At 32.1% G+C, this 25,516-nt stretch carries 34 protein-coding genes and 2 tRNA genes; 14 read left to right on the top strand and 22 right to left on the bottom strand.

Annotated elements, in window-relative coordinates:
• Nucleotides 1-34: 34 nt before the first annotated feature.
• Nucleotides 35-349 carry a rhodanese-like domain-containing protein gene (locus M9C80_02475; GenBank protein URQ70039.1) on the bottom strand — a complete coding sequence of 105 codons (315 nt, stop codon included), beginning with the start codon at nucleotides 347-349 and terminating at the stop codon, nucleotides 35-37.
• Nucleotides 350-2,029 (bottom strand): GMC family oxidoreductase N-terminal domain-containing protein, encoded by a 1,680-nt coding sequence (locus M9C80_02470; GenBank protein URQ70038.1) that lies wholly within the window; start codon nucleotides 2,027-2,029, stop codon nucleotides 350-352.
• 80 nt (nucleotides 2,030-2,109) lie between these two features.
• Here M9C80_02470 and M9C80_02465 point away from each other — a divergent pair, with 80 nt between their 5' ends.
• Nucleotides 2,110-2,859 (top strand): DUF1295 domain-containing protein, encoded by a 750-nt coding sequence (locus M9C80_02465; GenBank protein ID URQ70037.1) that lies wholly within the window; start codon nucleotides 2,110-2,112, stop codon nucleotides 2,857-2,859.
• Here the strand turns inward: M9C80_02465 and M9C80_02460 are convergent.
• Nucleotides 2,852-3,859 carry an aldehyde reductase gene (locus M9C80_02460; GenBank protein ID URQ70036.1) on the bottom strand — a complete coding sequence of 336 codons (1,008 nt, stop codon included), beginning with the start codon at nucleotides 3,857-3,859 and terminating at the stop codon, nucleotides 2,852-2,854. The genes M9C80_02465 and M9C80_02460 overlap by 8 nt on opposite strands.
• A gap of 101 nt (nucleotides 3,860-3,960) precedes the next feature.
• Between M9C80_02460 and M9C80_02455 the strand changes: the two genes are divergently transcribed.
• On the top strand, nucleotides 3,961-4,581 hold the full coding sequence (locus tag M9C80_02455) for a hypothetical protein (GenBank protein URQ70035.1): 621 nt from the start codon (nucleotides 3,961-3,963) through the stop codon (nucleotides 4,579-4,581).
• Between the two features lie 228 nt (nucleotides 4,582-4,809).
• Here the strand turns inward: M9C80_02455 and M9C80_02450 are convergent, their stop codons facing one another.
• Complete coding sequence (locus M9C80_02450) at nucleotides 4,810-5,619, bottom strand: hypothetical protein (GenBank protein ID URQ70034.1); 810 nt, start codon at nucleotides 5,617-5,619, stop codon at nucleotides 4,810-4,812.
• A gap of 104 nt (nucleotides 5,620-5,723) precedes the next feature.
• On the opposite strand from M9C80_02450, the gene M9C80_02445 reads away from it, so the two are divergent.
• Both M9C80_02445 and M9C80_02440 read left to right on the top strand, forming a co-directional pair.
• Entirely contained in the window at nucleotides 5,724-6,122 is a 399-nt protein-coding gene (locus M9C80_02445) for a nuclear transport factor 2 family protein (GenBank protein ID URQ70033.1), read from the top strand.
• A 5-nt stretch (nucleotides 6,123-6,127) separates the two neighbouring features.
• Nucleotides 6,128-6,361 carry a DUF2061 domain-containing protein gene (locus M9C80_02440; GenBank protein URQ70032.1) on the top strand — a complete coding sequence of 78 codons (234 nt, stop codon included), beginning with the start codon at nucleotides 6,128-6,130 and terminating at the stop codon, nucleotides 6,359-6,361.
• A 5-nt stretch (nucleotides 6,362-6,366) separates the two neighbouring features.
• On the opposite strand, the gene M9C80_02435 is transcribed toward M9C80_02440, so the two are convergent.
• The gene (locus M9C80_02435) at nucleotides 6,367-6,810 is read right to left on the bottom strand and encodes a pseudoazurin (protein URQ70031.1); all 444 of its coding nucleotides are present in this window, start codon (nucleotides 6,808-6,810) and stop codon (nucleotides 6,367-6,369) included.
• Between the two features lie 305 nt (nucleotides 6,811-7,115).
• On the opposite strand from M9C80_02435, the gene M9C80_02430 reads away from it, so the two are divergent.
• Nucleotides 7,116-7,379 (top strand): isoprenylcysteine carboxylmethyltransferase family protein, encoded by a 264-nt coding sequence (locus M9C80_02430; protein ID URQ70030.1) that lies wholly within the window; start codon nucleotides 7,116-7,118, stop codon nucleotides 7,377-7,379.
• Nucleotides 7,380-7,390: 11 nt separating this feature from the next.
• Here M9C80_02430 and M9C80_02425 read toward each other — a convergent pair whose 3' ends face one another.
• Together M9C80_02425 and M9C80_02420 are read right to left on the bottom strand one after the other, a co-directional pair.
• On the bottom strand, nucleotides 7,391-7,834 hold the full coding sequence (locus M9C80_02425; GenBank protein ID URQ70029.1) for a thioesterase family protein: 444 nt from the start codon (nucleotides 7,832-7,834) through the stop codon (nucleotides 7,391-7,393).
• A 67-nt stretch (nucleotides 7,835-7,901) separates the two neighbouring features.
• Nucleotides 7,902-8,198 (bottom strand): antibiotic biosynthesis monooxygenase, encoded by a 297-nt coding sequence (locus tag M9C80_02420; protein URQ70028.1) that lies wholly within the window; start codon nucleotides 8,196-8,198, stop codon nucleotides 7,902-7,904.
• Between the two features lie 344 nt (nucleotides 8,199-8,542).
• Here M9C80_02420 and M9C80_02415 point away from each other — a divergent pair, with 344 nt between their 5' ends.
• Nucleotides 8,543-8,923, top strand: coding sequence for a DUF805 domain-containing protein (locus tag M9C80_02415; GenBank protein URQ70027.1), 381 nt, complete (start codon nucleotides 8,543-8,545; stop codon nucleotides 8,921-8,923).
• Between the two features lie 56 nt (nucleotides 8,924-8,979).
• Here the strand turns inward: M9C80_02415 and M9C80_02410 are convergent, their stop codons facing one another.
• Together M9C80_02410 and M9C80_02405 are read right to left on the bottom strand one after the other, a co-directional pair.
• The gene (locus M9C80_02410; protein URQ70026.1) at nucleotides 8,980-9,402 is read right to left on the bottom strand and encodes a hypothetical protein; all 423 of its coding nucleotides are present in this window, start codon (nucleotides 9,400-9,402) and stop codon (nucleotides 8,980-8,982) included.
• Nucleotides 9,403-9,519: 117 nt separating this feature from the next.
• A complete protein-coding gene (locus tag M9C80_02405; protein ID URQ70025.1) occupies nucleotides 9,520-9,981 on the bottom strand; it encodes a DUF2721 domain-containing protein in 462 nt (153 codons plus the stop codon).
• Nucleotides 9,982-10,369: 388 nt separating this feature from the next.
• Between M9C80_02405 and M9C80_02400 the strand changes: the two genes are divergently transcribed.
• The 3 genes from M9C80_02400 to M9C80_02390 are packed head-to-tail and all read left to right on the top strand — an operon-like array spanning nucleotide 10,370 to nucleotide 11,264.
• Entirely contained in the window at nucleotides 10,370-10,651 is a 282-nt protein-coding gene (locus M9C80_02400) for a hypothetical protein (protein ID URQ70024.1), read from the top strand.
• A gap of 39 nt (nucleotides 10,652-10,690) precedes the next feature.
• Nucleotides 10,691-11,065, top strand: coding sequence for a hypothetical protein (locus M9C80_02395; protein URQ70023.1), 375 nt, complete (start codon nucleotides 10,691-10,693; stop codon nucleotides 11,063-11,065).
• A 1-nt stretch (nucleotide 11,066) separates the two neighbouring features.
• The gene (locus tag M9C80_02390) at nucleotides 11,067-11,264 is read left to right on the top strand and encodes a hypothetical protein (protein ID URQ70022.1); all 198 of its coding nucleotides are present in this window, start codon (nucleotides 11,067-11,069) and stop codon (nucleotides 11,262-11,264) included.
• 234 nt (nucleotides 11,265-11,498) lie between these two features.
• On the opposite strand, the gene M9C80_02385 is transcribed toward M9C80_02390, so the two are convergent.
• Both M9C80_02385 and M9C80_02380 read right to left on the bottom strand, forming a co-directional pair.
• Nucleotides 11,499-11,574: transfer RNA gene (locus tag M9C80_02385), tRNA-Glu, on the bottom strand.
• Nucleotides 11,575-11,626: 52 nt separating this feature from the next.
• Nucleotides 11,627-12,349, bottom strand: coding sequence for an RNA methyltransferase (locus M9C80_02380; protein URQ70021.1), 723 nt, complete (start codon nucleotides 12,347-12,349; stop codon nucleotides 11,627-11,629).
• 35 nt (nucleotides 12,350-12,384) lie between these two features.
• Between M9C80_02380 and M9C80_02375 the strand changes: the two genes are divergently transcribed.
• Complete coding sequence (locus M9C80_02375; GenBank protein ID URQ70020.1) at nucleotides 12,385-13,182, top strand: inositol monophosphatase; 798 nt, start codon at nucleotides 12,385-12,387, stop codon at nucleotides 13,180-13,182.
• On the opposite strand, the gene secF is transcribed toward M9C80_02375, so the two are convergent.
• From secF to queA, 5 genes are read right to left on the bottom strand one after another with little or no spacing between them, the layout of a single operon-like run.
• On the bottom strand, nucleotides 13,179-14,093 hold the full coding sequence (secF, locus tag M9C80_02370; GenBank protein ID URQ70019.1) for a protein translocase subunit SecF: 915 nt from the start codon (nucleotides 14,091-14,093) through the stop codon (nucleotides 13,179-13,181). The genes M9C80_02375 and secF overlap by 4 nt on opposite strands.
• Nucleotides 14,093-15,949, bottom strand: coding sequence for a protein translocase subunit SecD (gene secD / locus M9C80_02365; GenBank protein URQ70018.1), 1,857 nt, complete (start codon nucleotides 15,947-15,949; stop codon nucleotides 14,093-14,095). Before secD ends, secF begins: the two co-directional genes overlap by 1 nt.
• Before the next feature lie 6 nt (nucleotides 15,950-15,955).
• Complete coding sequence (gene yajC / locus M9C80_02360; protein ID URQ70017.1) at nucleotides 15,956-16,252, bottom strand: preprotein translocase subunit YajC; 297 nt, start codon at nucleotides 16,250-16,252, stop codon at nucleotides 15,956-15,958.
• Between the two features lie 9 nt (nucleotides 16,253-16,261).
• Entirely contained in the window at nucleotides 16,262-17,377 is a 1,116-nt protein-coding gene (gene tgt / locus M9C80_02355) for a tRNA guanosine(34) transglycosylase Tgt (protein ID URQ70016.1), read from the bottom strand.
• The gene (gene queA, locus M9C80_02350) at nucleotides 17,367-18,386 is read right to left on the bottom strand and encodes a tRNA preQ1(34) S-adenosylmethionine ribosyltransferase-isomerase QueA (GenBank protein ID URQ70015.1); all 1,020 of its coding nucleotides are present in this window, start codon (nucleotides 18,384-18,386) and stop codon (nucleotides 17,367-17,369) included. The genes tgt and queA overlap by 11 nt, the downstream gene beginning before the upstream one ends.
• Nucleotides 18,387-18,434: 48 nt before the next feature.
• Between queA and M9C80_02345 the strand changes: the two genes are divergently transcribed.
• From M9C80_02345 to M9C80_02330, 4 genes are all read left to right on the top strand, one after another.
• A tRNA-Leu gene (locus M9C80_02345) sits at nucleotides 18,435-18,519 on the top strand.
• A 49-nt stretch (nucleotides 18,520-18,568) separates the two neighbouring features.
• On the top strand, nucleotides 18,569-19,360 hold the full coding sequence (gene proB / locus M9C80_02340; protein ID URQ70014.1) for a glutamate 5-kinase: 792 nt from the start codon (nucleotides 18,569-18,571) through the stop codon (nucleotides 19,358-19,360).
• Complete coding sequence (locus tag M9C80_02335) at nucleotides 19,360-20,622, top strand: glutamate-5-semialdehyde dehydrogenase (GenBank protein ID URQ70013.1); 1,263 nt, start codon at nucleotides 19,360-19,362, stop codon at nucleotides 20,620-20,622. The genes proB and M9C80_02335 overlap by 1 nt, the downstream gene beginning before the upstream one ends.
• Nucleotides 20,623-20,941: 319 nt before the next feature.
• Nucleotides 20,942-22,879, top strand: a complete 1,938-nt coding sequence (locus M9C80_02330; GenBank protein URQ70012.1) for a hypothetical protein — start codon at nucleotides 20,942-20,944, stop codon at nucleotides 22,877-22,879.
• On the opposite strand, the gene M9C80_02325 is transcribed toward M9C80_02330, so the two are convergent.
• From M9C80_02325 to M9C80_02300, 6 genes are read right to left on the bottom strand one after another with little or no spacing between them, the layout of a single operon-like run.
• Nucleotides 22,876-23,175 (bottom strand): hypothetical protein, encoded by a 300-nt coding sequence (locus M9C80_02325; GenBank protein URQ70011.1) that lies wholly within the window; start codon nucleotides 23,173-23,175, stop codon nucleotides 22,876-22,878. The genes M9C80_02330 and M9C80_02325 overlap by 4 nt on opposite strands.
• On the bottom strand, nucleotides 23,147-23,407 hold the full coding sequence (locus tag M9C80_02320) for a TIGR03643 family protein (GenBank protein URQ70193.1): 261 nt from the start codon (nucleotides 23,405-23,407) through the stop codon (nucleotides 23,147-23,149). The genes M9C80_02325 and M9C80_02320 overlap by 29 nt, the downstream gene beginning before the upstream one ends.
• Nucleotides 23,398-23,565 carry a hypothetical protein gene (locus M9C80_02315; protein ID URQ70010.1) on the bottom strand — a complete coding sequence of 56 codons (168 nt, stop codon included), beginning with the start codon at nucleotides 23,563-23,565 and terminating at the stop codon, nucleotides 23,398-23,400. Before M9C80_02315 ends, M9C80_02320 begins: the two co-directional genes overlap by 10 nt.
• A gap of 19 nt (nucleotides 23,566-23,584) precedes the next feature.
• Nucleotides 23,585-24,319, bottom strand: coding sequence for a class I SAM-dependent methyltransferase (locus M9C80_02310; GenBank protein URQ70009.1), 735 nt, complete (start codon nucleotides 24,317-24,319; stop codon nucleotides 23,585-23,587).
• Nucleotides 24,316-25,098 (bottom strand): undecaprenyl-diphosphate phosphatase, encoded by a 783-nt coding sequence (locus M9C80_02305; GenBank protein ID URQ70008.1) that lies wholly within the window; start codon nucleotides 25,096-25,098, stop codon nucleotides 24,316-24,318. Before M9C80_02305 ends, M9C80_02310 begins: the two co-directional genes overlap by 4 nt.
• Nucleotides 25,091-25,513, bottom strand: coding sequence for a hypothetical protein (locus M9C80_02300; protein ID URQ70007.1), 423 nt, complete (start codon nucleotides 25,511-25,513; stop codon nucleotides 25,091-25,093). The genes M9C80_02305 and M9C80_02300 overlap by 8 nt, the downstream gene beginning before the upstream one ends.
• Nucleotides 25,514-25,516 lie beyond the last annotated feature (3 nt).

The following is a 25,516-nucleotide window of genomic DNA, read 5'->3' as shown; positions in this document are numbered from 1 at the left end:
ACTATAAGTAATGCAAGATCAATGCCAATTGATGCTATTTAATGATTTCTTTTTTTAAAAGGCTGCTGGCTTCTTTTATTCCTCCAGCATTTACTAGATCTTTGTAACCAAGATTTTTTAAAATTTCTAGAGCAATCCCCGATCTTTTGCCAGATCTACAGTAAAGATAAATTTTATGATCTTTAAAATCATAATTATCATTTATAGTTTCAATTTTATCTAATTCGATATGGAGGGCAGTTTCAAGATGGCCCTGATTCCACTCATCTTGAGTTCTAACATCAACAATTACAGCTTGTTCTCCCATTATAAAACCTGAAACAATAAGAATTAATAAAAATCTAAACACTTATATCCAATCTTTGATAATCAAATCCGATGCTTTTTCGCCTATCATAATTGTTGGAGCATTTGTATTGCCACCCACAATTGTTGGCATTATAGAAGCATCAACTACACGCAAATTCGATGTCTGATGAACTTTTAATTCTGAATTTACAACGCTCATTGCATCATTTCCCATCTTGCAAGTACCAACTGGATGATAGCAAGTATCTGATGACTCTCTTAAAGCTTTTTCTATATCTTTATCATCGTCCAAATCAACCGGTCTCATGACATGCTTACTGGTGTATTTGCTCATAGGTTCAGTATTGAGAATCTCCATCATTCGCTTATAGCCATTAATCATTGAATCCATGTCTTCTCTCTCGGCAAAGAAATTGGGATCTATCAATGGGTCGTCAAACGGATCTTTAGATTTTAGTTTTACAGTTCCTCTTGATTTGGGTCTCAACAAACAGGAGTGACAACTGATTCCATGACCCCAAACAAATGTTCTTCCATGATCTATAACCATTGATACTGCAAAATGTAATTGAATGTCTGGTATGTCTTCTTCTGGCAAACTTTTTATAAATCCACCAGCTTCCGCAATTGTTGTCGTAAATTGGCCTCGTTTAAAAAACAAATATTTGAGGAATTCAAGCGGTAGCTTATAAAAAAGTGATTTAAATGAAAAGCCTATTGCATTCATATTATTGTATTTATGACAAGTTATGTAATCTATGTGATCTTGAAGGTTTTGACCGACTCCTGGCAAATCAACAATTGAATCTATGCCATGATTTTCAACATCATTTTTAGCCCCTATACCTGATCTTAAAAGTATTTGAGGCGAACCAAATGCACCTGAACATAGTATTACTTCTTTTGTAGCATGTATTTCAAACTCTTTTCGTTCATTGTCAAAACATAAAACGCCCTTCGCTACATTATTTTCCATAATAATTTTATCTACTTGGGTGTCAGTGAGAATTGTTAAATTTTTTCTATGCTTTGCAGGATGCAGATAAGCTTTTGCTGCGCTACATCTTTTGCCTTTTTTTTGCGTTGTCTGATAAAAGCCTACGCCCTCTTGGTCCTCACCATTAAAATCCTCATTAAATTTATGTAACTTAGATCCGGCTTTTACAAAATCTTTAGTAAAAATATTCTCATGCCTTATTTTGCTTACATTCAATGGTCCATTTTGGCCATGACAATCATTATCAAATTCTTCATTGTGCTCAGCTTTTTTAAAGTATGGTAAGACTTCGTCATATGACCAACCACTATTGCCTAGGCTAGCCCATTGATCATAATCATTTTCATGCCCTCTTACATACAACATTGCATTTATTGAACTTGAGCCACCTAATGTTTTACCTCTTGGTTGATAACCCCGTCTATTTTCTTCTACTTCATTTTGGAATTCATGAACACCTCCTGCAGAATCCACTAGAGATGTTTTTGGTTCAAGAACCTTAACTTTTTCAAAACCTTTTTGAGGCTCTGTCTTATATGCCCAATTGTATTTACTGTTTTCGCCAAGAAAAGGAAAGCCCATTGGGACATGAATACGAACATCTTTATCTTTGGAGCCAGCCTCAACTAAACATACTTTGAAATTTGAATTAGCACTTAGCCTATTAGCAAGTACACATCCAGCAGAACCGCCACCTAAAATTATAAAATCATATTTATTCATTTCTACCCCTAAATCAACACATAGTTTAAGATTAAGGTAATGATGTGTAAACTTAATTTCTTAAAAAAAATAAATCAATTATGAATGTCTTTTTTATTTTTATCACTATTTGGGTTTTGATTGGTTGCTTTACCTTTTATTATTTATTTTCAACATCTGCTCCCTATGGTCGTCACATACGAGAAGGTTGGGGATATAAGATACCAGCGCTGACTGGATGGGTTCTAATGGAATCTCCATGTGTAATTTTAATGATAATCTATGCTTTTTTAGTTAGAGAAGAATTAAATACTATTCATTTTGTATTTTTGTTTATTTGGTTATCTCATTATGTCCATAGAACATTTGTTTATCCCTTTGTAATAAATTTAACCAACCCTCATATGCCGGTAAGTATTGCGGTATCTGCATTTTGTTTTAATTTAGTCAATGTAAGTATTCAAGCTTTTGGAATATTTTATTTTACTGAGTATTCGGAAAATTGGCTTTCAACCAATACTTTTATTTTTGGACTTATGGTTTTTGCTATAGGTATGTATATTAATATCAGGTCTGATTATTCAATTATGATGCTTAAGAAAAAGAAAGGTCCTGGATATCACATACCTAATAATTTTTTGTATAAGTATATATCTGCACCAAATTATTTTGGCGAAATTATTGAGTGGATAGGATGGGCAATTCTTACTTGGAGTATTTCTGGTGTTGTCTTTGTACTCTGGGTTATTGCAAATTTATTTCCACGAGCAATTGCGAATCATAATTGGTATAAAGAAAAATTTGACGATTACCCCAAGAACAGAAAAGCAATAATACCTGGTATTATTTAATTAAACCCAAATCTTTTATTTGTTTTGCAGTCTCTAAAATAGATTCTTTTATTGGTCTTGGTTTCCACTGGAGTATGTCAATTGCTTTGGTTGTTTTATCGACACTTCTTACTCTGCCAATCGCTTTTACAATCCTGCCTAACATCTTATTAAAAGGTGCTAACAGTTTTACAAAAAAGACAGGAAGTTCAATTTTGGGAATTTTTTTATAATTGCCGCTTCTTAAAATTTTTGCAACATCTCTGTACCATAAATCACTTTCAGACAAAATAAATCTTTCTCCATCAGTGTTTGAATTTTTTAAAGCAAGCAAATGAGCACTAGCAACATCTCTTACATCTACAAAACCAAATTGCAATGGAATAATAAATGGAACTTTTCCAGTAACCAACAATTTAATCGCAATGTTTGATTCACCCAAGTCATCGGTTAAAGATGGACCAATTACTAGGAAAGGATTTATAACGGTTAATGGAAAAGGATTGTTATTTTTTTCAACAAATTCCCAGGCCGCTTTTTCTGCAAGAGTTTTACTTTTGTTGTATGGGGTAATATCAGGATTATCTGGATCAGACCAATCATTTTCATCGTAATATTTTTTTTCATCTAATGAATCAAATACAGCAGCAACCGAAGATGTAAGTACAACTTTTTTGACTTGATGTTTCTTTGCATAATGCATTGCCCTATTAACCCCACCCACCGCTGGTTTAATAAAAAAATCTTCATCTGTTTTACCAATAGATAATGGAGAAGCAACGTGCAAAACATAATCACAACCTTTCATACTTTCATCCCAACCTTCATCGCTAGTAAGATCTAGTACAAAAAGATTTAAGTTTTCAGTGGAAGTGTTAGCTTTTTCAAGTGCATCAATTATTTCTTGCTTTCTTGATGGTGATCTTAGCGTTCCGTTTACGGCATACCCTTCATTTAAAAGCTGATGGACACAATGAAGGCCTATATATCCGGTGGCGCCAGTGACTAATACTTTTTCCATAAAAATAGTTTAATAAAAAAATTATTTTATTACTAGAATTAAAATTAATGTAAAGTTTACTTTACATGAGTCATAACGATAGAATATTATGATTACATAATATGCAAAGCACAACTAACTCAAGTCAGGTATTTCTAGGTCAAAAGAATTCAATAGCAAAGTACGATTTGAATGAAAATAAGCCCATATGGACGAAGGAAATAAAAGGCACGCCCTTAATTCTTTCAACCTGGAAAGATATGCTTTTAATTCAAATTCAAACATGGGTTTCCTATACTCACATGCTTGTTAAACAAGAAAATGGACAAACAGTTTGGGAGACAAATAGCGTATATGGTTTTATAACGCCTCATTATCTTAAGGGAGATATATACTTTTTTAATCATAAAAGAGAAATATGTAAAATAGATGGTGATACAGGCGAACTGCTTTTTTCAATAAGAGTTGCAAGTATTTTTAGTCGACATCTTTTTAAGATTGCTATTATTGAAAATAGGCTTTATCTTATCTCAAAGAAGAAAACCTTTTTAATAAATATAGAAACCGGAGAGCCGTTAGAAATTAAAGAACTTAATAAATTTACTAAGCATGATGTATCAGTTGCTCTTGGTAATGGTGTTGATCAGACTGCCCTCTTTTCAAACATAGAGCATGCCGCAAGCTCTTCTGGTAGCGAAGGTGTTGTCGCTGGAGGCGGTGATGGAGGCGGAGGCGGAGAATAATAGATATGGAAATTTTTAAAACAGTTATATTGATTTTATTTATCGTGCACATTATCGAATGTATTTTCTACAAAAAAACTATTCACGCTTCTCCACATGGAAAACTTAAAGCTTATGTTCTTACGTTGATTTTTGGAGTTATATATTTAAATTATATAAAACGTAAAATAAATAACACCTAAATTTCTTTAGGTGTTAAATATCAATCATAAATCCAAATAATATTGCTTAGCTTGACGGAAATGTTGGCATGAAGTCTTTAGTATCACTCCAATATAGCGTCCAACCATGATATAGATCTGGACTTTCTTCGCATGTTGCAAACTCACTAAAGATTGGAAACATTTTGTCACGAGTTGTTGCAGCAAAAGCAGCACTCGCTTTATCCATTGAATCTTTGCTATTAGTGAAATTTACCCACAAAAAACCATCTTCATTACCCTGTTGATAGTAATTGCCTGCTTGAAAAGCTGTACCGGCATAACCTTCATCTAAAGCTCCTTCATATAAAGGCAAGAAATCCATAGCGCTATCTTTTGCTGATCCTTCATTATATGAACATTGATATACTTCAGAATAAAAATAACCATTATCACCAAGTTCTCCAAAGGTAGCTGAATTTGTGTAAGCCACATCAAATGACCCTCTTGCTTCTCCATCACAATCTAAAACAGATGAATATTTATTTTCCCATTTGGCAGCATCATCATTTGAGCTCCACTGGGCCCAAGCTGCATCGGCTGCATCCTGAGACGACCATTGTAATTCCCACCATATAGTATCACCACTAGAATTTGTTTCCGCTGCAGGAACATATCCCCATGCACCAGTTAAAGCTTCGACTTCTTTTATTAGCATTTGCCATTCTGCAATCATATTTGTCATATTGTCTGATGTGTAATCAGGGCCAGCTTGGCATGCCATGAATTCTTCATAAACTGTTCCTGATTCTTCAGCTACTTCATCTTGCATGGCGCAACCTGCTACAAAAACCAAAGCAGAAAAAACAGCTAAATTTAGTTTAATTTTATTAATCATAATTCTCTCCCGTTTGTAATTTTATAATATTCTTTTTTTGTATTTGATCAATGAAAAATTTTATGTATATTAATTAATCATAATACTTTTAATAATAACTTTTCATGCAAAAAACAAAAAAATTTATTGAAGAATGGCACCAAATTATCGTTAATCAAAAATTAGAATTACTCGATAATATTTTAGACGATAATGTTGTTTTTTCTTCACCTGTTGTTTTTAGTCCATTAGAGGGGAAAAGTATTACAAAAATGTACCTTTTTGCTGCTGGTAAAGCTTTTAACATGTCAAATTTTAGGTATACTCGTGAAGTACATGATGAACATAATTCAATTCTAGAATTTGAAACTTTAATTAATGGTATTTCAGTTAATGGTGTTGATATGATTGAGTGGAATAAAGATGGAAAAATTATAGATTTTAAAGTCATGATTAGACCATATAAAGCTGTTCAAGTTGTTAAAGAAAAAATGATGGAAATGTTAGAAACAATAAAGGATTAATTACTATGGTAAAAGCAACAATTACAAGAAAACTTCTAAAGTACGACAGTATTACTCTCGCACTTATTTACACAGTAGGTCATATCTGTATTGCAATGGCATGCACACTTATCATTACAGGAACAACATTAGATCTTGCTGCAATGGATGCCTTAATTGAACCTGTGATTAATGGTTTCTGGTTTTATTTCCTTCACAAGTTCTGGAAAGGCTTTATGACAAAAGCAAAAGAAGTTTAAAAATATTATAGCTCTGCAAGTAAATCATCTAATCTATTTTGGTTCATAACAAAAACTGATTTAAATGAATTTGCTGCTTTGGTTGCAGCATCAAGATTTGATGCATCATTTCCAACTTGAATTACTCCAACCATTGCCATCATTGAATGAGGAGTACATTGATATCCATATATACCTGGAGTATCAAAAGTTACAGTAATATCTTTACTAAGCGCACTATTCCATGAAGGACCACCACTTGGAATCATTCCAGGTATAGAGGCTGAATTATGTGCAGCATCTGTTGCCTCAAAAGTAACAGAGTCACCTTTATTAATTTTTAAAAAAGCAGGTTCAAAAATCATAACTCCAGCAGCGCCTTGATTAAGCATCTTCACAGTATGATTGGCAGCAAAAAGATCAACTTGTGTAATAAACGTCAAGCAAATTAAAAATAAAAATTGTTTCATAGCTACTCCAAAAATGTAGTTTTATTATGCATATTTATAATTAAATATCAATATTATTTATAATATGAGTTTTAAGCAAGGGTAGTTTGTCAAAAATAAATACTTTGATTAGTATATATCTATGAACAATAAGATACCTCCACCAATAGTTACTTTATTCTTTGGATTGTGCATTTTCTTTTCAAAATCCTATTTTCCAGATTTTAATTATCAGATTTTAAATGTGCTTAGTTTAATTTCTATATTATTTGGAATAACTATCCTTTTTTTTAGCTGTACGTTTATTTAATAAACAAAATACTACGGTGAACCCTATCAAAATTGAAAAAGCATCATCTCTTGTTGTTGCTGGAATATTTCAGTATTCAAGAAATCCAATGTATTTAGGAATGCTATTTGTTTTAATTGGATTATCGTTTAAATTTAATTTAATTGGTGGCATCATTTTCACACTTTTATTTATGCTATTCATAACAGCATTCCAAATAAAACCTGAAGAACAAACCATGGATAAATTATTTGGTGATGAATTTAAGGAATATAAGAAAAAAGTCCGCATGTGGTTGTAATTAAATTAATCTTATTTCTTCGAAGAATCATCAGCTCTAAAAATTTCTTTCCATATATCATCAACAAATGATAATTCTATAGGTACTGAAGTAATTTTTCTTTTTTTCAAATCCATAAAAGATCCAAGACTTTCATACTCTGCTGATAATTTATTATCTTTATTAATAATTTTTATCTTAAGACTCCAATATCTATCATCATCTTCGTTTTTATATAATCTAGGTTTAACAAGAATTTCTTCTCCTTCAAAGACTTCTTTATAAAATGTCATACCAGATTTGAATGTAATAGGGCCAATATTGGTTTTTTTTATTACATCCATAATTCCATGATGATGATTAAAATCCCAAACGCTTTGAACAGCATAGTAATAATATCCAGCTTCCATAAAATGACCATTAATATCAATATAATTTTTATTAATGACATATTTAAATTCTGATTTAATATTCATACTTTATATGAGCAATCTAAATGCCAAAAAAAGCCTACAAAAAGTGGACACAAAAATTATACAAATTCTAGTTCCATTCCATAATAATGTTTCCAGATCTTGGATCAGTAACTCCTAAGTCTGGAGAAATTTCTTCAAGAAAGTCTCTCATCTTATCAAGATTACCAATCAATGAAGGTCTTGCATTTACTAATGCATCTTCAGATTCCCAAGTTCCTACTGCAACATATTCTCTATCCCCAGTTTGAACAAGAAAAGAGTAAATTTCGCCTTCCTCTTTTGAAAAAGTCTTAAAGACTTCTAAGAAATCATTCTCACTTCCCTCTTTCACCACAAATCGCACAACATTTGAAAAACCACTCATAAACTCTCCTTTTAATTATTGATATTTAAAAAAATATAATGCCAGTTATCAATTAGAGTCTCAACAAATAAATAATATGTTTTTTTGAAGACAGAGCATTAGATATTGTCACTAAGATGTTTGTATAATAAAGATACAAAAAGTATGAGTGCTTAATTTTGTTTTACTGGAGTCATATGAATAATTGGGTAAATTGGGTTATCTATGGATGTTTAGCAATAGGCATATTTGCTTATGTTGTAAAGCTGGCATACAGCTAACAATAGTTTTACAAAATAAAAATACCTTTTAAATTTATATACTATTTTTTAATAACGCAAATTTAATTATGATAACTTGAAATAATGAGTTTTATAGATGCAGCTAAATCAGGTTTTATAAAGTATGCTGATTTCAAGGGAAGAGCTTCAAGAAGTGAGTATTGGTATTTTGTGCTGGCCGTTGGATTAATAGCCATATTGATTGCATTTGTGGAAATTTCTACTGGTATGATTGACTCTATTGATTCCGAGGGTCCACTATCAATAATATTTTCAATTATTACTATACTTCCAAGTTTGTCAGTTGCTGCAAGAAGGCTTCATGACAGAGGCCATAGTGGCTGGAATCAATTATGGATTTTAACAATTATAGGCGTAATCCCAATTTTAATAATGCTTATGCTGCCTGCCAAAGAACATGAAAATAAGTGGGGTATGAATCCACTTCTAAATTCAGATAACTAAGAATGGCAGTAAAAGAACCGCTATTAAAACTAGTAATTGCCAATATACAAATATAATTATTTCCAAGTCCCGTATTTACTTCTTCCTTTTTTTCTCAGTCCGTAAGGACCAGCAAAATAAATTGTGATTGGCTTAATGCCTGGTTCCAGGTCAACTCGGTGTAAATTGTCAGCACTTCTAAAACCTATATAAAATTTGCCACGCCATTTTCTTTCTTTTTTAATGTTTGTCTCCCAGTAACCACCACTTAAAATAACTGTAATATATGGAAAGGGATGATTATGCAATCCAATACCATGGTCATTATCTATAATATGATTAATAAATATATTGAAAGGAAACCATTTTGGTCTTTTTCTAAATACTAAATAATACCTGTCAGTCCATGGTTTAGCTAAGTGGTATTCTGGGTGTGAAAGACCTCTGTCCATCACAACTCTTTTTCGTCCTAATTTCTCTAGTATCTTAAGAAAAAACATATACATAATAATGCCATAACAGTTAGTCAAAATAAATTTAACTCATGGACATATAGCCCATAAAAAAAGTAACACCAGTCAACTTTTGTGACATGGCTTTTTTATATTCTGGCGTTTCTAGCGATATTTAGAAATAATTGATTCGGTCTTAATTAAGTTTCTATTGATTGTTCTGGTAGCTATAAATATTTCTGCTGCTAACAAGATAAAGGCTAGGATTAATGATGCCATGCATAGAATAAATAAGATTGAAATAAATGCGTCAATTGAGTAGGTATTTAGTTCCCCAATAAATAATGCTCCGATTACTATACAAACCATTAAACCACTAAGTGTGCAGAAAAAGATTGAAGCATAAATTAATCTCATTCTAAAAACTGATTGTTTGCGGTTTAGCAAGAAAGTTTTTTTATCTTCTGCATTAGCTTTGTCAATATACCCTTGGAGGTATCTCAACCTATCAACAATTCTTCCAAGCCTTCCTGTCATTACATTCAATAAAGCTCCAACACCAGCTAAGAGAAAAACTGGGCTAACAGCAGAAGCAAGTATTTCAGAAATTAAAAATTCTTTATTCATGATTGCAATATTTAATCACTTATTATCATCATAACTCACATTTTAACAATGATAATACGGATGTTATCTAATACATCAATACAATCTTGCGTCTTCTTCATACTCCTCCGATTATGAAAAACAACTTGGCATTCTTAAACTTGCTAAAAATCAATCTAAAAAAAACAAGAAACAAAAACCATCAGAGTCCTGGCTTACTGGACCACCACTTCTATATTTTATTGCTGAGGATTATATAGATGAAGATATTAAAAAAGTCACAAAGCTACTCAGAGAGGAGGAACAATTTCAACTTGCATTACTTAAAGCTGAAAAACAAAAAGAAAAAGAAAAATTAAGAAAAGAACGAACAATTGCGAGAAGAGAGGCTGCGGAAAAAACAGGTAATATGCTCGGTAATATTCTTGAATTTACATTTAAAGCTGCACTTGTCGTAGGTGCTGTTGCTCTAGCTGGAGATGTATTAGAGGATGCTTCACCAGAAGCAATAGAAGCCTTTTCAGATTCATTGTCAAATACTTATCAAACATATACTTACGATTGGGATGGTTTTTACGACCCTTATAATAATTGGACTTATAGATGTAGAACAATTGAAAATGGTAGGTTCGCAGAAGATTATCATTGCATAGATAAAATAAAAGATGATGATAGATGGCCAACATATTAATTTAATGTCATAAGACATTGGAACAAATAGAGATGTGACATGGAATTGTTTGGATACATTATTTTATTTCCTGCATTTATTGCACTTCTTCTTTTATATGTATTTTTATGTGGAGCCTTTGGCTTATTGATGTTTGGAGTTTTTGGGCTAGAAAAAATATTTTGGTTTCTTGATAGAGAAGAAAGGCATGATGGTTTACAGAGTTTAGTGCCTACAGGTATATGGTCTAAATGGCAATTTTGGGTTTGTTTTCTTGTAGGTATCCTCGCAACTTATGTCGGTTTTATAGTTAATGATAAGTTTGGTGGCTTATACGTGATTGGATTTGTGCTGTCGCCTGTTTTGCTCATTTACTTAAGGTTAAAATTATTTGGTATTTTTAAAAAAGAAGGTGATGAACCACCCACATACTAATATGTATAAAGTAACTAATGCAATTGACTTCCTTTACAAACGAATAGAGAGCTCTGAGACAATGGCAGAAAAAGAAAGAGTATTAGAATTGTTTTGGGATGAATCTGAAAAGATAAGAGCCCGTAAGAACCTCAATGAGATGAAACATCTTAGAAAGCTTTTAGGGGCTATACAGGATAAGTATTGTGAACAAACTTGATGGAGTTTGTAACTAGTTAACACCCCAAAACCTCTCAAAATATTCAACCACTAGATATATACCCACCCCACCCGGCTGGTGCTCCTGCCCCGTGGACACATTTTTATAATGTATGGAAACATTTGTGGAAACATATGTTTTATAGAAATGCTTAATCTATCAAGGTGGTGCATGGAAACACTATGGAAACATATCCCATAAAAAAAGCCCACTAGTGTGGGCTTCTTAATAAATTGGCATCCCGTAGGGGAGTCGAACCCCTGTTGCCGAGATGAAAACCCGGTGTCCTAGGCCTCTAGACGAACGGGACGTGATGCGAATCGTATTATATGGAATTCAAGATAATTAGAAAAGTGCTAAAACTATTTTATTTTCTTTTTTATACTGGATAAAAATCCTCTCAAGAAACTTGTTTCCATTTCATCTGGATGAAGTCTTGTGAACATACGTTTTATTCTAGAAATTATTTTTTTAGGATTGTCTGGATTGATGACATCAATATCGGTTGCAGTTTCAATAAAATGATCGATAAGCATTTGTAAATTTTCAGAATCTACTTCTGGATAATCGTGCCAGTCTCTTGCAGTTGTATCTATAGATGCTTTTAAAATTTCATAGGAAATTATTTGCGCTGACATAGCAATATTTAGAACAGGATATTCTGGATTTGCCGGTATTTCGATATGAGTATTCGCTATTTGCAATTCTTCATTAGTTAGACCCCTATCCTCTCTACCAAAAATAATAGATATTTTTTTATTTGCAGAAACTTGCTTAACAATTTCTTCGGCTGCATCTTGCGCATTTTTGGTAGGCCATTGGATTGTTCTTACTCTTGCAGAAGTAGCATATACAAATGTTGAGTCTTTAATTGCATCCTTTAGGTTTTTATAAACTTTTGCTTTTTCTAAGATATCAATGGCATTTCCTGACAGCGCATTAGCATCACCTGATGGAAATTTACGAGGATTTATAAGTAATAAATTTTTTAATCCCATAGTTTTCATTGCTCTTGCAACAGACCCTATATTCCCAGGATGTGATGTTTCTATTAAAACTATGTTTATTAAATTACTAAAACTCATATAACTATTATCCCTATTTCCATTACAATAGCGACATGTCAATTTCTGCATTATTAAATATTAATCAACTTTCTGCACGCAAGGCTGCTGCCGAATTAGAATTTGCTGTAAAAAAAGTGCATAGCTTACATCCTGCTAAAGGCGGTGCCTCTGGGTATCTTGATGCAATTAGAAAAAGAGTTGAATCATTGGCTATAGAAGAAATAAAAAAGTTTTATCCTGAGGATAATTTTTTAGGTTCAGAAATTGGATCTGAAATTAATAACTCAAATATTACATGGTTAATAAATGCTATTGATGGTGAAGTAAATTTTATTAGTGGATTTCCTCACTTTGCCGTTTCGGTTTGCTCATTAATTGACGAAATACCCACGACAGCTGTGATTATTGACCCCATAAGACGTGAAGAATTTAGTGCCTCAAAAGGATCGGGATCTAATTTAAATAATAATAAAATAAGAGTTAGCAATAAAAGCTCAATATCACAAGCAATACTTTCATATCATAATTCTTCAAAAACAGATCAATCAAATAACTATCAATTTGATAAAACTTTTGACGAACTTAAAAATCAAGACGTATTTATGAGACATACTGGATCCGCTGCTTTGGATTTATGTTATGTCGCTACAGGCAGGCTTGATGGAATTTGGATGAATGGTGTAAATCAAATAGATATTGCTGCTGGAACTTTAGTAGCTCAAGAGTCTGGAGCCTTAATTAGTGACTTTAGTGGCAACCCTAAATACTTAAATGCAAATCATTGCATTTGTTCTACACCTAAATGCTATAAATCAATTCTTAAATCTATAAAGCCTCATTTCAAAGATTAGGGCATCTCATCAATATCAGCACCTTCAACTTCTGGTAAAGCCATATCTTCTTGTGATATTGAGAGTGACATTAGCATATTAGCTACAACATATATTGATGAATAAGTTCCAACTAAAACACCAATTATTAATGCTAAGCTAAAACCTTTTATAAGCTCTCCTCCAAATATAAATAATGCAAACAAAACGAGTAAGGTTGTAAAAGAAGTTACAAGGGTTCTACCTAAAGTTTGGTTCAAAGAAAGATCTATCATTTCATTTGGCTTAAGATCTCTTTGTGACCTAAAGTTTTCTCTAATTCTGTCTGAGACCACTATCGTGTCATTAAGTGAGTAGCCTATAACAGCTAATAAAGCAGCAAGTACCGTGAGATCAAAATCCCATTTAAAAAATGAAAATATACCCAAAATAATAACAACATCATGACCTAATGCTGAAACTGCGCCAAGAGCAAATTTGTATTGGAATCTAAAAGCAACATAAAGCAATATCATGAATAAGGCTACAATCATTCCCAATCCACCCTGATCTCTTAATTCAGCTCCAACTTGAGGTCCAACAAATTCAACTCTTTTCAGCTCTCCCTTAAACCCTTTATCATTGAGCAGTTTGAATATTTCATCGCCAATACTACTGTTTCCATTTTGATCAGCAACTTTTATAAGAACATCTAAATTTGTTCCAAAATTTACAACTTGGGACTCTGCATAATTATTTTCAATAAGCGTATTTCTAATTGACTCAAGTTCAACAGGTGTTTTGTATGTAACTTCGATAAGAGTACCCCCACTAAAATCTAAACCTAAACTGAGTCCTCTTATTCCCAGTGATAAAATGGACAATAAAAATATCGTTATAGACATGATTCCTGCAATCTTTCTATATTTCATAAATTTAATTTTTGTGTTCATTATATTTTTAAAGCCTTAATATTTTTATTACCATAAATTAAATTAACCATTCCTCTTGTGCACATTATTGCAGTGAACATTGAGGTTAAAATACCAATTGAAAGTGTTATTGCAAAACCTTTAATGGGGCCTGTACCAATAACATACAAAATTAGTGCTGCTATTAATGTTGTAACATTGGCATCAAAAATTGTTACAAAGGCTCTGGAAAAACCATCCCTTATAGCAGTTTGTGGATCCTTCTCTTTTAGCTCTTCTCTTATTCGTGAGAATATAAGTACATTAGCATCAACGGCCATGCCAACAGTTAAAACAATACCAGCAATACCAGGCAAAGTTAGGGTTGCTCCAAGAAGTGACATGATCCCTGTTATTAAAATTAAATTAATAACTAATGAAATATTAGCTGCGAGACCAAAAACTCTGTAATAAAAAATCATAAATAAGACAACTAAACTAAATCCAATTAGGATCGATTTCATGCCTAGTTCAATATTCTCTTTACCAAGACTTGGTCCTACAGTTCTTTCTTCGACAAACTTCATTGGAGCTGCTAAAGCTCCTGCTCTCAACAAAAGAGCTAATTCACTGGCTTCTTGAGGATTACCAACTCCGGTAATTCTAAAACTAGTTCCTAAGACAGCTTGAACAGTTGCCAAGCTAATAATATTCTTTTCAATGTATGACGTCTGTTCTATTACATCCCTACCTGATTCATCTCTTACAAGCTTAGACTTATTTTTTTGTTCAACAAATAACACTGCAAGTTTTCTTCCAATATTTCCTGAAGTTGCTTTCTGCATTGCTCTGCCACCTTCCATATCAAGGGTTATATTCACTTGAGGAAAACCACTCTCATCAAAACCAGTGCTTGCATTTGTAACTCTATCGCCGCTAACAACAACTGCTCTCTCTAAAAAAGCAGTTGCAAATTGATTGTCCTTAAAGCCAAATTCTTCTTTTCTTAACGGGGATGTTCTAGCATTAGCCTCAAGTCTAAATTCAAGATTTGCTGTCTTACCAATTATTTTTTTAGCAGCAGTTGGATCTTGAACACCAGGCAATTCAACAACTATTCTATTAGCGCCTTGTCTTTGAACGACCGGCTCTGAAACACCGAGCTCATTTACTCTATTACGAAGAGTCATTAAATTCTGTCCTACTGCATAATCCCTTATTTCTCTTAATGCAATATCTGAAAAAGCAAGCAAAATAACATTTTGACTAGGTTTTTCAGTAATCTCATATTGAACTCCGCTAGCCCCAATACTGTCTTTTTTATATAAATTTAAAGCTTTGTTGTAGTTTTCTTTATTTGGAAATTGAAAAAATAGAGAAAGTTCTTCAATCGATGAGCTTGAAAAATTAATTCTTTCTTCTTGAAAAGTTTTTCTATATGTATCTAAGAGCAACTCTAAACGTCCTTCTTGTGCTGATTCAATATCTACTTCTAACAAAAAATGAACGCCCCCAGAGAGATCCAGACCTAATTTAACAGGTTTACCTCCAATATTTTTTAACCAATCTGGTGTCGTCGGCTCTAAATTAAGTGCAACAATAACTTTATCAAGTAGTGAGTTTTGAATAATAGTCTTACTATTTAACTGTTCCTCAAGAGAGGAAAACTTAATAACTATTTTATTTTCTCTTAGAAAAATTTCCTCATATTTTGAGTTTGTATCATCAAAAATAGTTTGCAATTCATCTAACAATAACTGATCAGCAGATTTTCCAGAATCTGTATAAGCTACTTGAATAGATGGTTGTGTGGGATAAAGATTTGGTAATGCGTATAAGCAACCTATAACTAGCACCACTAGAATTAAGAGATATTGATATATAGAAAATCTATTCACGATATTTTATTTTATCGAATCAATAGTTCCTTTTGGCAGGATATTTGAAATTGCAGATTTTTGAAGCCTTAAAGTAATATTTTGTCCAACTTCTATTGAAACATAGTCACCCTTAACATCTGTCACTTTTCCTAGGATACCACTTGCTGCTATTACCTCTGATCCTCTTTCTACTTTTGATAGCATTTCTGCAAGAGCTTTATTACGCTTGTTTTGGGGTCTTATCATTAGAAAATACATAAAGATAAAAAATCCAGCAAATATAATTAAAGGTCCGAACATTGATGGTTGCGTTGTATCCATAATTAATCCTTAAATTGGCCCATCAGGCATTTTTAAATTTCGCTTATTATAAAAGTCTTTTAGGAAGTTCGCGAATTTATTATTAATAATCGATGTTCTTATATCATTCATAAGAGATTGATAGTAAAAAATATTGTGATAACTAGCTAACATGCCTCCAAGCATCTCGTTTGTTCTAAAAAGATGATTTAAATATGCTCTAGAATAATTTTTACTGACTTTGCAATCACAATTTTCATCGATAGGATCGTCGCTTTTGATGTATGCAGCATTTTTAATGTTTACAACACCTGTTGAAGTTATTAATTGTCCATTTCTTGCATTTCTTGTTGGCAAAACGCAATCAAACATGTCTATGCCATATCGAACGGCTTCAACAATATCTTCTGGTTTACCAACACCCATTAAGTATCTAGGTTTGTTTGTTGGAAGTTTATCTGCTAAAAAAGATAGAATTTTATTTTTTTCTTCTTTTGTCTCTCCAACACTTAAACCACCTAATGCAATTCCATCAAAATCAATTTCTATTATCTTAGATAAAGATTGTTCTCTCAGTTCCTCATAAACTCCTCCTTGAACAATTCCAAATAGTGCAGAATTAGAGGAATGATAATCTTTGCATCGTTTTGCCCATCTCATTGATAATTCCATGGATTTTTTAGCTTGATCAAATGTTGAGGGATAATCGGTGCATTCATCAAATACCATTATAATATCAGAGCCTAAATTTTCCTGTATTTGAATTGAATCCTCAGGTCGCATAAATATTTTTTTTCCATCATATGGTGAACTAAATTTAACGCCCTCTTCAGAAATTTTTGCTAAATCTCCGAGGCTCCAAACTTGAAATCCACCAGAATCGGTTAAAATAGGTCTGTCCCAATTTGAAAATTTATGCAGGCCGCCTAAATCTTTTATAATTTCATCGCCAGGTCTCAACATTAAATGATATGTATTTCCTAAAATTATCTCAGAACCAGTTGATTTCAGATCGTCAACTGTCAAACCTTTTACTGTTCCATTAGTGCCAACTGGCATAAATGCTGGAGTTTGAACCTTACCTTTAGGAAATTGAAGCTCTCCTTTTCGGGCAAATTCAGCCTGATAATCTATTTTAAATTTCATAATATTTTAAAAGCATAGCATCGCCGTAAGATAAGAATCGATATTTTTTTTCTACTCCTATCTTGTAAATATTTTTCATGTTTTTAAATCCTATAAAAGCAGCTACAAGCATTAACAAAGATGATTTTGGTAAATGAAAATTAGTTATTAGCATGTCGACAACCTTGAACTTATATCCTGGATATATAAACAAACTTGTATAGCCTTTATATCCCTTTACATTATTTTGTTGAAACACTGTTTCAATTGATCTTGCTGCTGTCGTTCCTACAGCAAAAACCTTATGACCATTTTTTTTTGTTTTTAATATCATCTCAATCACTTCAGATGAAACTTCCATATATTCATTATGTATTATATGGTCCTTGATATTTTGAGCTTTAACTGGTTGAAATGTACCTGCTCCAACACTTAAATTAACATTTACGATGTTGACTCCCAATTCTTTAATTGCATCTAGTAAATTTTTATCAAAATGTAGTCCAGCTGTTGGAGCTGCTACTGAATTTTGTTGATTTTTGTCTTGGTATACGGTTCCATATCTTTCTTTATCGATACTTTTATCAGGTCGCTTTATATATGGTGGCAAAGGTACATGGCCAATGCTATTAAAAACATTCAATGGGGCTTGATTAAATTGAAGTATAAAAAAATTATCTTTTCTTTCGATGCATTCTACTAAAAACTTACCTAAAATTAGTTTAGAACCAATTTTTGGAGCTCTTCCAGAACGTATTTGCACCATTGCTCTATTATTTTCGAGAATCCTCTCCAACATAACTTCAATTGAACCACCTGATTCTTTTTTTCCAAATATTCTTGCTGGTATGACAGAAGTATTATTAAGCACTAATAGATCGCCATTGTTGAAGTAGTTTGTAATATTTGAGAAGTGATTATGTTCAATATTTTGATCAAAAATCAAAAGCTTACTGTCTCTTCTTTTTTCTAAAGGATACTTAGCAATAAGCTCTTCTGGTAAAAAATAATCAAAGTCAGCAGTTTTCATGAGATGCTGATTTTAAAATAGATAATACTTGGCTACAATGCCATGCTAGCCCCATTGGCGGAATTGGTAGACGCGCGCGATTCAAAATCGCGTTCCTTCGGGAGTATCTGTTCGACTCAGATATGGGGCACCATTTCAATCAAATAGTTGTTAATGTTCTTTCCATCTTTATAATTGCCAATGTGAAAAATTTAAAAGTACTTGATTTAAGCCAAAAAATAATAATTAAAGTTGGCTCCTCTCTTCTGACAAACACTAACGGTGGGGTAAGAAAATCTATTCTTTCAAATATTGTTAAAGATATTGCATGGCTAGTAAAAAATAAAAAACAAATAATTATTGTTTCATCTGGCGCTATTGCAATTGGAAGAGGTAAATTATCAATTAGTAAAAACTTGTCATTAAATGAATCTCAAGCTGTTGCAGCAAGAGGTCAAATTGAATTAATGACATCTTGGCAAAACGAATTCAAAAAACATAAAATTCATGTAGCTCAAATTTTATTATCTCCACAAGATACCTTGAATAGAAAATCATCTAAAAATGCTCAAAATACAATAAATACTTTATGGGATCTAAATTGTGTTCCTATAATTAATGAAAATGATACAACATCAACAGATGAAATTAAATTTGGAGATAATGATATCCTTGCTGCAAAAATAGCAAAACTTATTAAAGCAGAAAGTCTTATTCTGTTATCAAATGTGGATGGCCTTTACGAGTCATCTCCAAAAGATAAGTTGGAATCCAATTTAATAAAAGATGTAAAAGTTATATCAAAAAAAATTAAAGATATGGCTGGAGTTGCATCAAAGCATGGTAAAGGAGGAATGATTTCTAAAATTGAAGCTGCAGAAATATGCACTAAATCAAAATGCTCGGTTATCATTACCTCAGGATTAAAAGATACTCCTATTAAAAATCTTATGAACAAAAACAATAAGTCTACATATTTTCATCCAAAAAAATAATGAATGATATAACAAGTAAAATTTTACAAATTGGTCAACAAGCAAAAGATGCTGCAAAACTACTAGCAAAAACTTCAACAGATACCAAAAATAAAGCTTTATTATCTATGGCTGAACATATCAAAAACAATAAACAAAGTATTTTAGATGCAAATAATACAGATATAGAAAATGGATCAAAAAAAGGTTTATCAGATTCATTTATTGATAGACTTAAATTAGACAGTGAAAGAATTGATGGAATAATTAATACCCTAAAAGAAATTGCATCTTTTAAAGACCCAGTTGGTAAAATTTTAGATTCATGGAGTAGGCCTAATGGTTTGCAAATATCTAGAGTTTCTACACCTCTTGGTGTTATTGGAATAATCTATGAAAGCAGACCTAACGTAACGGCAGATGCAGGTGCCCTTTGTTTAAAATCTGGTAATGCTTCGATTCTAAGAGGCGGTACTGATAGTTTTTACTCAAGTTTAGCTATCCATGAATGTTTGGTTTTAGGACTCAAAGACGCAGGTATTTCTGAGCATGCTATTCAAATTGTAAGCAATACAGACAGAGAAGTGGTTAAATTAATGCTTAATGGATTAGATAAATCAATAGATGTAATTGTTCCTAGAGGTGGTAAAAGTTTAGTATCAATGGTTGAAACAGAAGCAAAAGTTCCTGTGTTTGGACATTTAGAGGGGATATGTCATATATATGTAGATGAAGAAGCTAATAGTGAAAAAGCATTAAACGTATGCCTTAATGCAAAAATGCGAAGACCAGGTATATGTGGGGCCGTGGAAACAATTCTTATTCATCAAAGTATCGCATCTGAATTTGTTCCAACTTTATGCAATGCATTATCAGCTCAAGCATGTGAAATTAGAGGATGCTCAAATACACAAAAAATATCAACAATTGTAGTTGCAGCAAACGAAGAGGACTGGAGCACAGAATATCTTCTTCCAATAGTGAGTATAAAAATTGTTAAAGACATTGAAGAAGCAATTCAACATATTGAAGATTTTTCAACTGGTCATACTGAATCAATTATTACTGAGAATCTTAACCATGCATCAATATTTCAAAAGAGTCTTGATAGCGCAATAGTTATGCATAACGCATCAACTCAATTTGCTGATGGTGGTGAATTTGGATTAGGTGGTGAAATTGGCATAGCAACTGGTAAGTTTCATGCAAGAGGTCCTGTAGGTGTAGATCAATTAACAAGTTTTAAATATCTTGTTAATGGTGACGGACACATTAGACCATAATTTCTTAAATTTGTAGTCTAGCTTCAAAATAAATAACTAAATACTCCTTTTAATACAACAAATAAAATATATTTGACAAAAAAAATACATTTTATATTATATATATATTACAGAATTGCTGCTTTGTCAGATTGTTGAATTTTTAAAGGCATTTTTAAATTTGCACACAATATGAACGCCCAGCTCTAAATCCTATTAGTTGGAGCATAATTAAGCAGTAATTTTTGATTACATCTTTTTTTGCTACTTTAATTAAAAGCGTTTGCTACCTATTTGTGGCAATTCTGTAACCTAGTTAATTTTTAAAAAAATAAAGAATATGAAAAAGAATAAATTATATATATACATTTTATCAACAATATTAATCACCTCATGTGGTGGCGGTGGCGGTGGTGGGATGTCTGATAACACATATGGAGATACAGGTGGTTCAACAACACCAGTTAACAGCGCACCGGTAATTACTAATACATCAACTAGTATTTCTGTAGCAGAAAATCAAACTTCTGCATTTACTATCACTGCAACAGATGCTGATAATGACTCTTTAACTTACACAATTTCAGGCACAGATGCATCCTTATTTTCTGTTTCAAGCTCTGGGGTTGTCACTTTCAACACTGCTCCTGATTTTGAAAATCCATCAGATAGTGATACAAATAATGTATATCAGTTATCTGCAATGGTTACTGATACTTCCTCTGCAAATGATACAGAAAGCTTTTTAGTAACAGTAATAAACGATACTAGCGATGACGTTACGAGTACATCTTATGACGGAACTGTTGTCCAATCTGGTTACGTTCAAAGTGCTGATGTGTGTATACCTGTCAACAATACATGTACTGGCGCAACTTACAGTACAACAACTGCAGCTGATGGAACATTCTCAATCACACTTCCAAGTAATATATCAGGTTCTCTTATTGCAGAAAACGGCTTTGATCCCGTTACTAATGATCAAGCAAATCTAAACTATAGCTTAGGCGAACCAGTTAAAGATCAAAATATTATAATTTCACCTCTAACAACATCACTTGATATATTTTCAGGTTTAAATTATTCGTCATTAAAAACGGCATTAAATATTCCAAGTACTCATATGCTTAGGTTCGATGATCCTTTTTCAAATTTATCTAATGCTGCATCTTCAGATATTGCTGCTAAATACGTTCAAGTCTCTATTATTTTTGAAACTATGGAACAGTTAGATACATATACAGGCGGTAATGATTCTGCTGAATATAAATTCTTAAGTGCTTTAAGTTCTAGAACGGGAACCGAGACATCGTTAGGTGACACAACTTTTATAAGAGATATGCTACAAAATTGGAACTTTAGCAGTTTTACCTTAACTAATGAAATGCTTGAAAATCTATCTGCATCGCTTTCTTCTTTTCTTCAGGTTGTAACAGCAGATACATCTAATGCGCATTCATATTTTGCTTCAGTTGCTGAAAATAACCTTACTCCTGTTCTTAAAAATATAACTACTGGTTCGGCTGATGCTACAACTTTGAATAGTATTATTTTTGATACACTTACATGGGTTAACAGCAGTGCAACAGCATATACAGGTACATTTGCAAACCCAGAATCGGCTCTTCGAACAACTTCATATGAAGTAGGTAATAGTGGGTCTGCTTACTACACCGTTGATGGTATTAATGCTGACTCTACTCCTTTAATTATTTATGCAAGAGTTGGAGATACAATTGTATTTGAGCCCTCCTCTTCAAGTGTTTTTAGTGTTCACCCATTTGAATTATCTTCAAGTGCAAATGATACAAGCGGTACAAATAATATAGGCGCTAATGAGGGTTGGGATCAATCTTCTTATACATTAACAGTTACGAGTTCAACACCAACTACTATTTATCCACATTGTGGCGTTCATTCTGGTATGTACACTAATGGTAGCATTCAAATTGTAGATACATTTAATCAAAACTTAATTGATATAACGTCTGCTTCTGGGGCTATTGAAGTTAAAGGTACTGTTTCTGTTGGGCCATACAAAGGGGCCTCTGGATACACTAGAACTGTGTATTTAAGGACTGCAGATGCTGGATCAGATCAACATACTCATCAATTTAATGAATATCCTGGTTTAACATTCTATATGCCTGCCGATCAAGGATATCATGGTGCAAGTATGGACACTGCTACTATTACCAACTTTAAAACTAAATCACATTATGCAACCTCAGCAACAGGTAGTGGATCGGGTGGCGGAAGTGGTGGAACTGGATATTAAAATCTTCTTAGATTTTTTGCTAATTTTTTAGCATATTTTTTAAATTGAATTAGAGCATCTTTATACGAGTCGGTATCAATTATTTCAGCTAATGAATATCCGTCCCAAAATGTTATAGAGTACTTATCATTATCAAAATATAGCTCTATACATGCGGGGTCGTTGTCTTCATTAGATAAATCAGTAATTGAAATTTTTTTATCTGATACTGAACATGAGGTATTTAATTCTGTAAAGAATGATTTATGTAAATTTATAAATTTGATTTTATCTTTGTTTATGTTTGTTTTGGTCATATGAGTGATGTCTTCCAACGTCAAACCCTCTTAGAGCAACATGTTTTGTTTTTCTTCCTCTTATTCTTTTTTTCCAAAGAGCAAAACTATTTTTCTTTAAATTTTCTCTCATCAATTTTTCAACTTGATTTTGATTTAGTCCATAATTTTTCTCAATGGCTTCGAAAGGCGTTCTATCTTCCCATGCCATTTCTATTATTCTTGAAATGTCTTGTTCCATTATTATCCAGATAGTTTTTTTATTTTTTCTTCAAGCTCTAAAATTTTTTTTTCTAATTTTGTGAATTCTTCGTTTTTAACAAAACCTGCTTCATTCATAAATTTTTCTAATGCAGGCTTCATAATTTTTTCAATGTTTTTTGCATCTTTCATAAATGTAAAGGGGTTCATAATTTACTCCAAAATTTAACTATATGTAAATATCGAATCTCGTTGATTTGCCAGCAACTTGATAATTTATATTATTACAAAGTTTTTCAGATTTGATAGGTCTCTTTAATATTATTTTTCTTGATCTTGTTTTTTTGAAAAAATTAAATAAGTGATTGCCCTGGTCTTTAATATTTTCAAGTAATAATATTTCTTTTATGATTGAAATAGATCCTGATCTAAGTGCACTTTTTTTCTTATCAGGATACATAGGATCTAAATAAATAACTGTAAAATCTGCAAAAGTCTTAAATACTTCAGATGCCTCACCATTTATCAGCGTTAGATTCTTAAGAGTTTTAATTTTTGATCGCGCCCTTTCACAAGCATCGGTTAATAATGAATAGAGTATTTTACTTTGTTCGCATGCTACCACCTTATGTCCTAAAGATAAAAAAACTAAAGAATCTTGCAATAGCCCTGCTGTGGCATCAAATATTTTGATTTGATCTTTATTTCTTCCTAGAGCTTTTTTTAAGAGAGTTTCGTGTTCGGATCTGCTTAACCTCCAGGCCATACTTCCTTTTGTGAAATCTATATGTAAATATTTTTTGGTTTTGTTTGTATTTGAAACAAAGATCAAACCCTCTTCTGAAACTTCTATATAACTATCAACACTAGGTTTTTTACTAACGAGATCACAATCTAAAAATAGAGAGAGCTCTTTAGCTTTTTTAAAGTTTTTATTTAAAATGTTGTATACCTTAATGGTCATAATGCTAATAACATAATCCCAAGAAATATCCGATAAATTACGAAAGGATACATGCCAACTTTTTCTACAAATATAAGAAAATACTTTATGGTGTAAAAAGCAAATATTATAGAAGTAAAAAAACCAATTAATAGAGGCGTAACTGAAATAGTTACTTCAGAAGAATACAAACTTAATAACATCAATGTTAAAGCACCAAAAATTGTAGGTATTGCAAGCATAAATGAAAATTTTGATGCCTCTTTTAGACTTAATCCAAGAATTAAAGCAGCAGTTATTGCAGTTCCTGATCGCGAAGCTCCTGGTATAAGAGCAAAAGTTTGAATAAGTCCAATAAATAAAGCTCCTAGTATTGTGAGATTCGCTAGAGATTTATTTTGTTTTGCGAACCTAAAAGATAAAAATAATAAAATTGCAAATGAAATATTTGCATAGGCAATAGTTTTTATACCAAAAACTCTAGACTCTAAAAAACCTGACATAAAAAGACCCACAATGACAATTGGAATAGTTGCAATGATAAGTAGAATTCCAAATTTTTTATCATTATCATGATTTTTAGATATGAAGCTTAAAGTTATTTTTTTTAAATCATTTTTGAAATAAAAAATAACAGCCATCAAAGTTCCAGCATGAACTGCAATATCAAATGCTAAGCCCTGGTCAGTAACGTTGAATAATAAAGATGGTAAAAGTAAGTGTGCTGAACTCGATATAGGTAAGAATTCTGTAATACCTTGAACAAATGCAAGAAAAAAAATTAATAAAATATCAATCATTTATTTTTTTAAAATTTAAATCATTTAAATATTTTGGATTTGCGTTTTCTGGCAAAAAATTAGATTTGTCCTTAGAATTTTTGAATAATTGAAGTGCTTTTTTAGCGATTGCATCAGAACTTTTATCGTCAGGATTAGGAATTTCTACTAACGCTTTATTTAAAGCAATTGTTACTCCTTTTAGATAACTTGCAACAGATCTTGTTGCTGTATAGGAATCTGTATTATTACCAAAAGCAAATATATCGATTTCTTCAATTGAAATAATTGAATTTACTCCGACATTTTCTATTAGAAAATCCCAATCAGGCCTGGATTTTCTTTGATGACTTATGCTTAAAGAAATTACGTCATCACCGAATATTAAACAACTAGAAGTAATGCTGCCTGAACTAGAAATAGCTAAAACATTCATAAG

The sequence above is a fragment of the SAR86 cluster bacterium genome (genome assembly GCA_023703615.1).
Lineage (GTDB): Bacteria > Pseudomonadota > Gammaproteobacteria > Magnimaribacterales > D2472 > MED-G85.
Note: the sequence above shows the minus strand (reverse complement) of the source record. Positions and strands in the feature narration are given on the sequence as shown.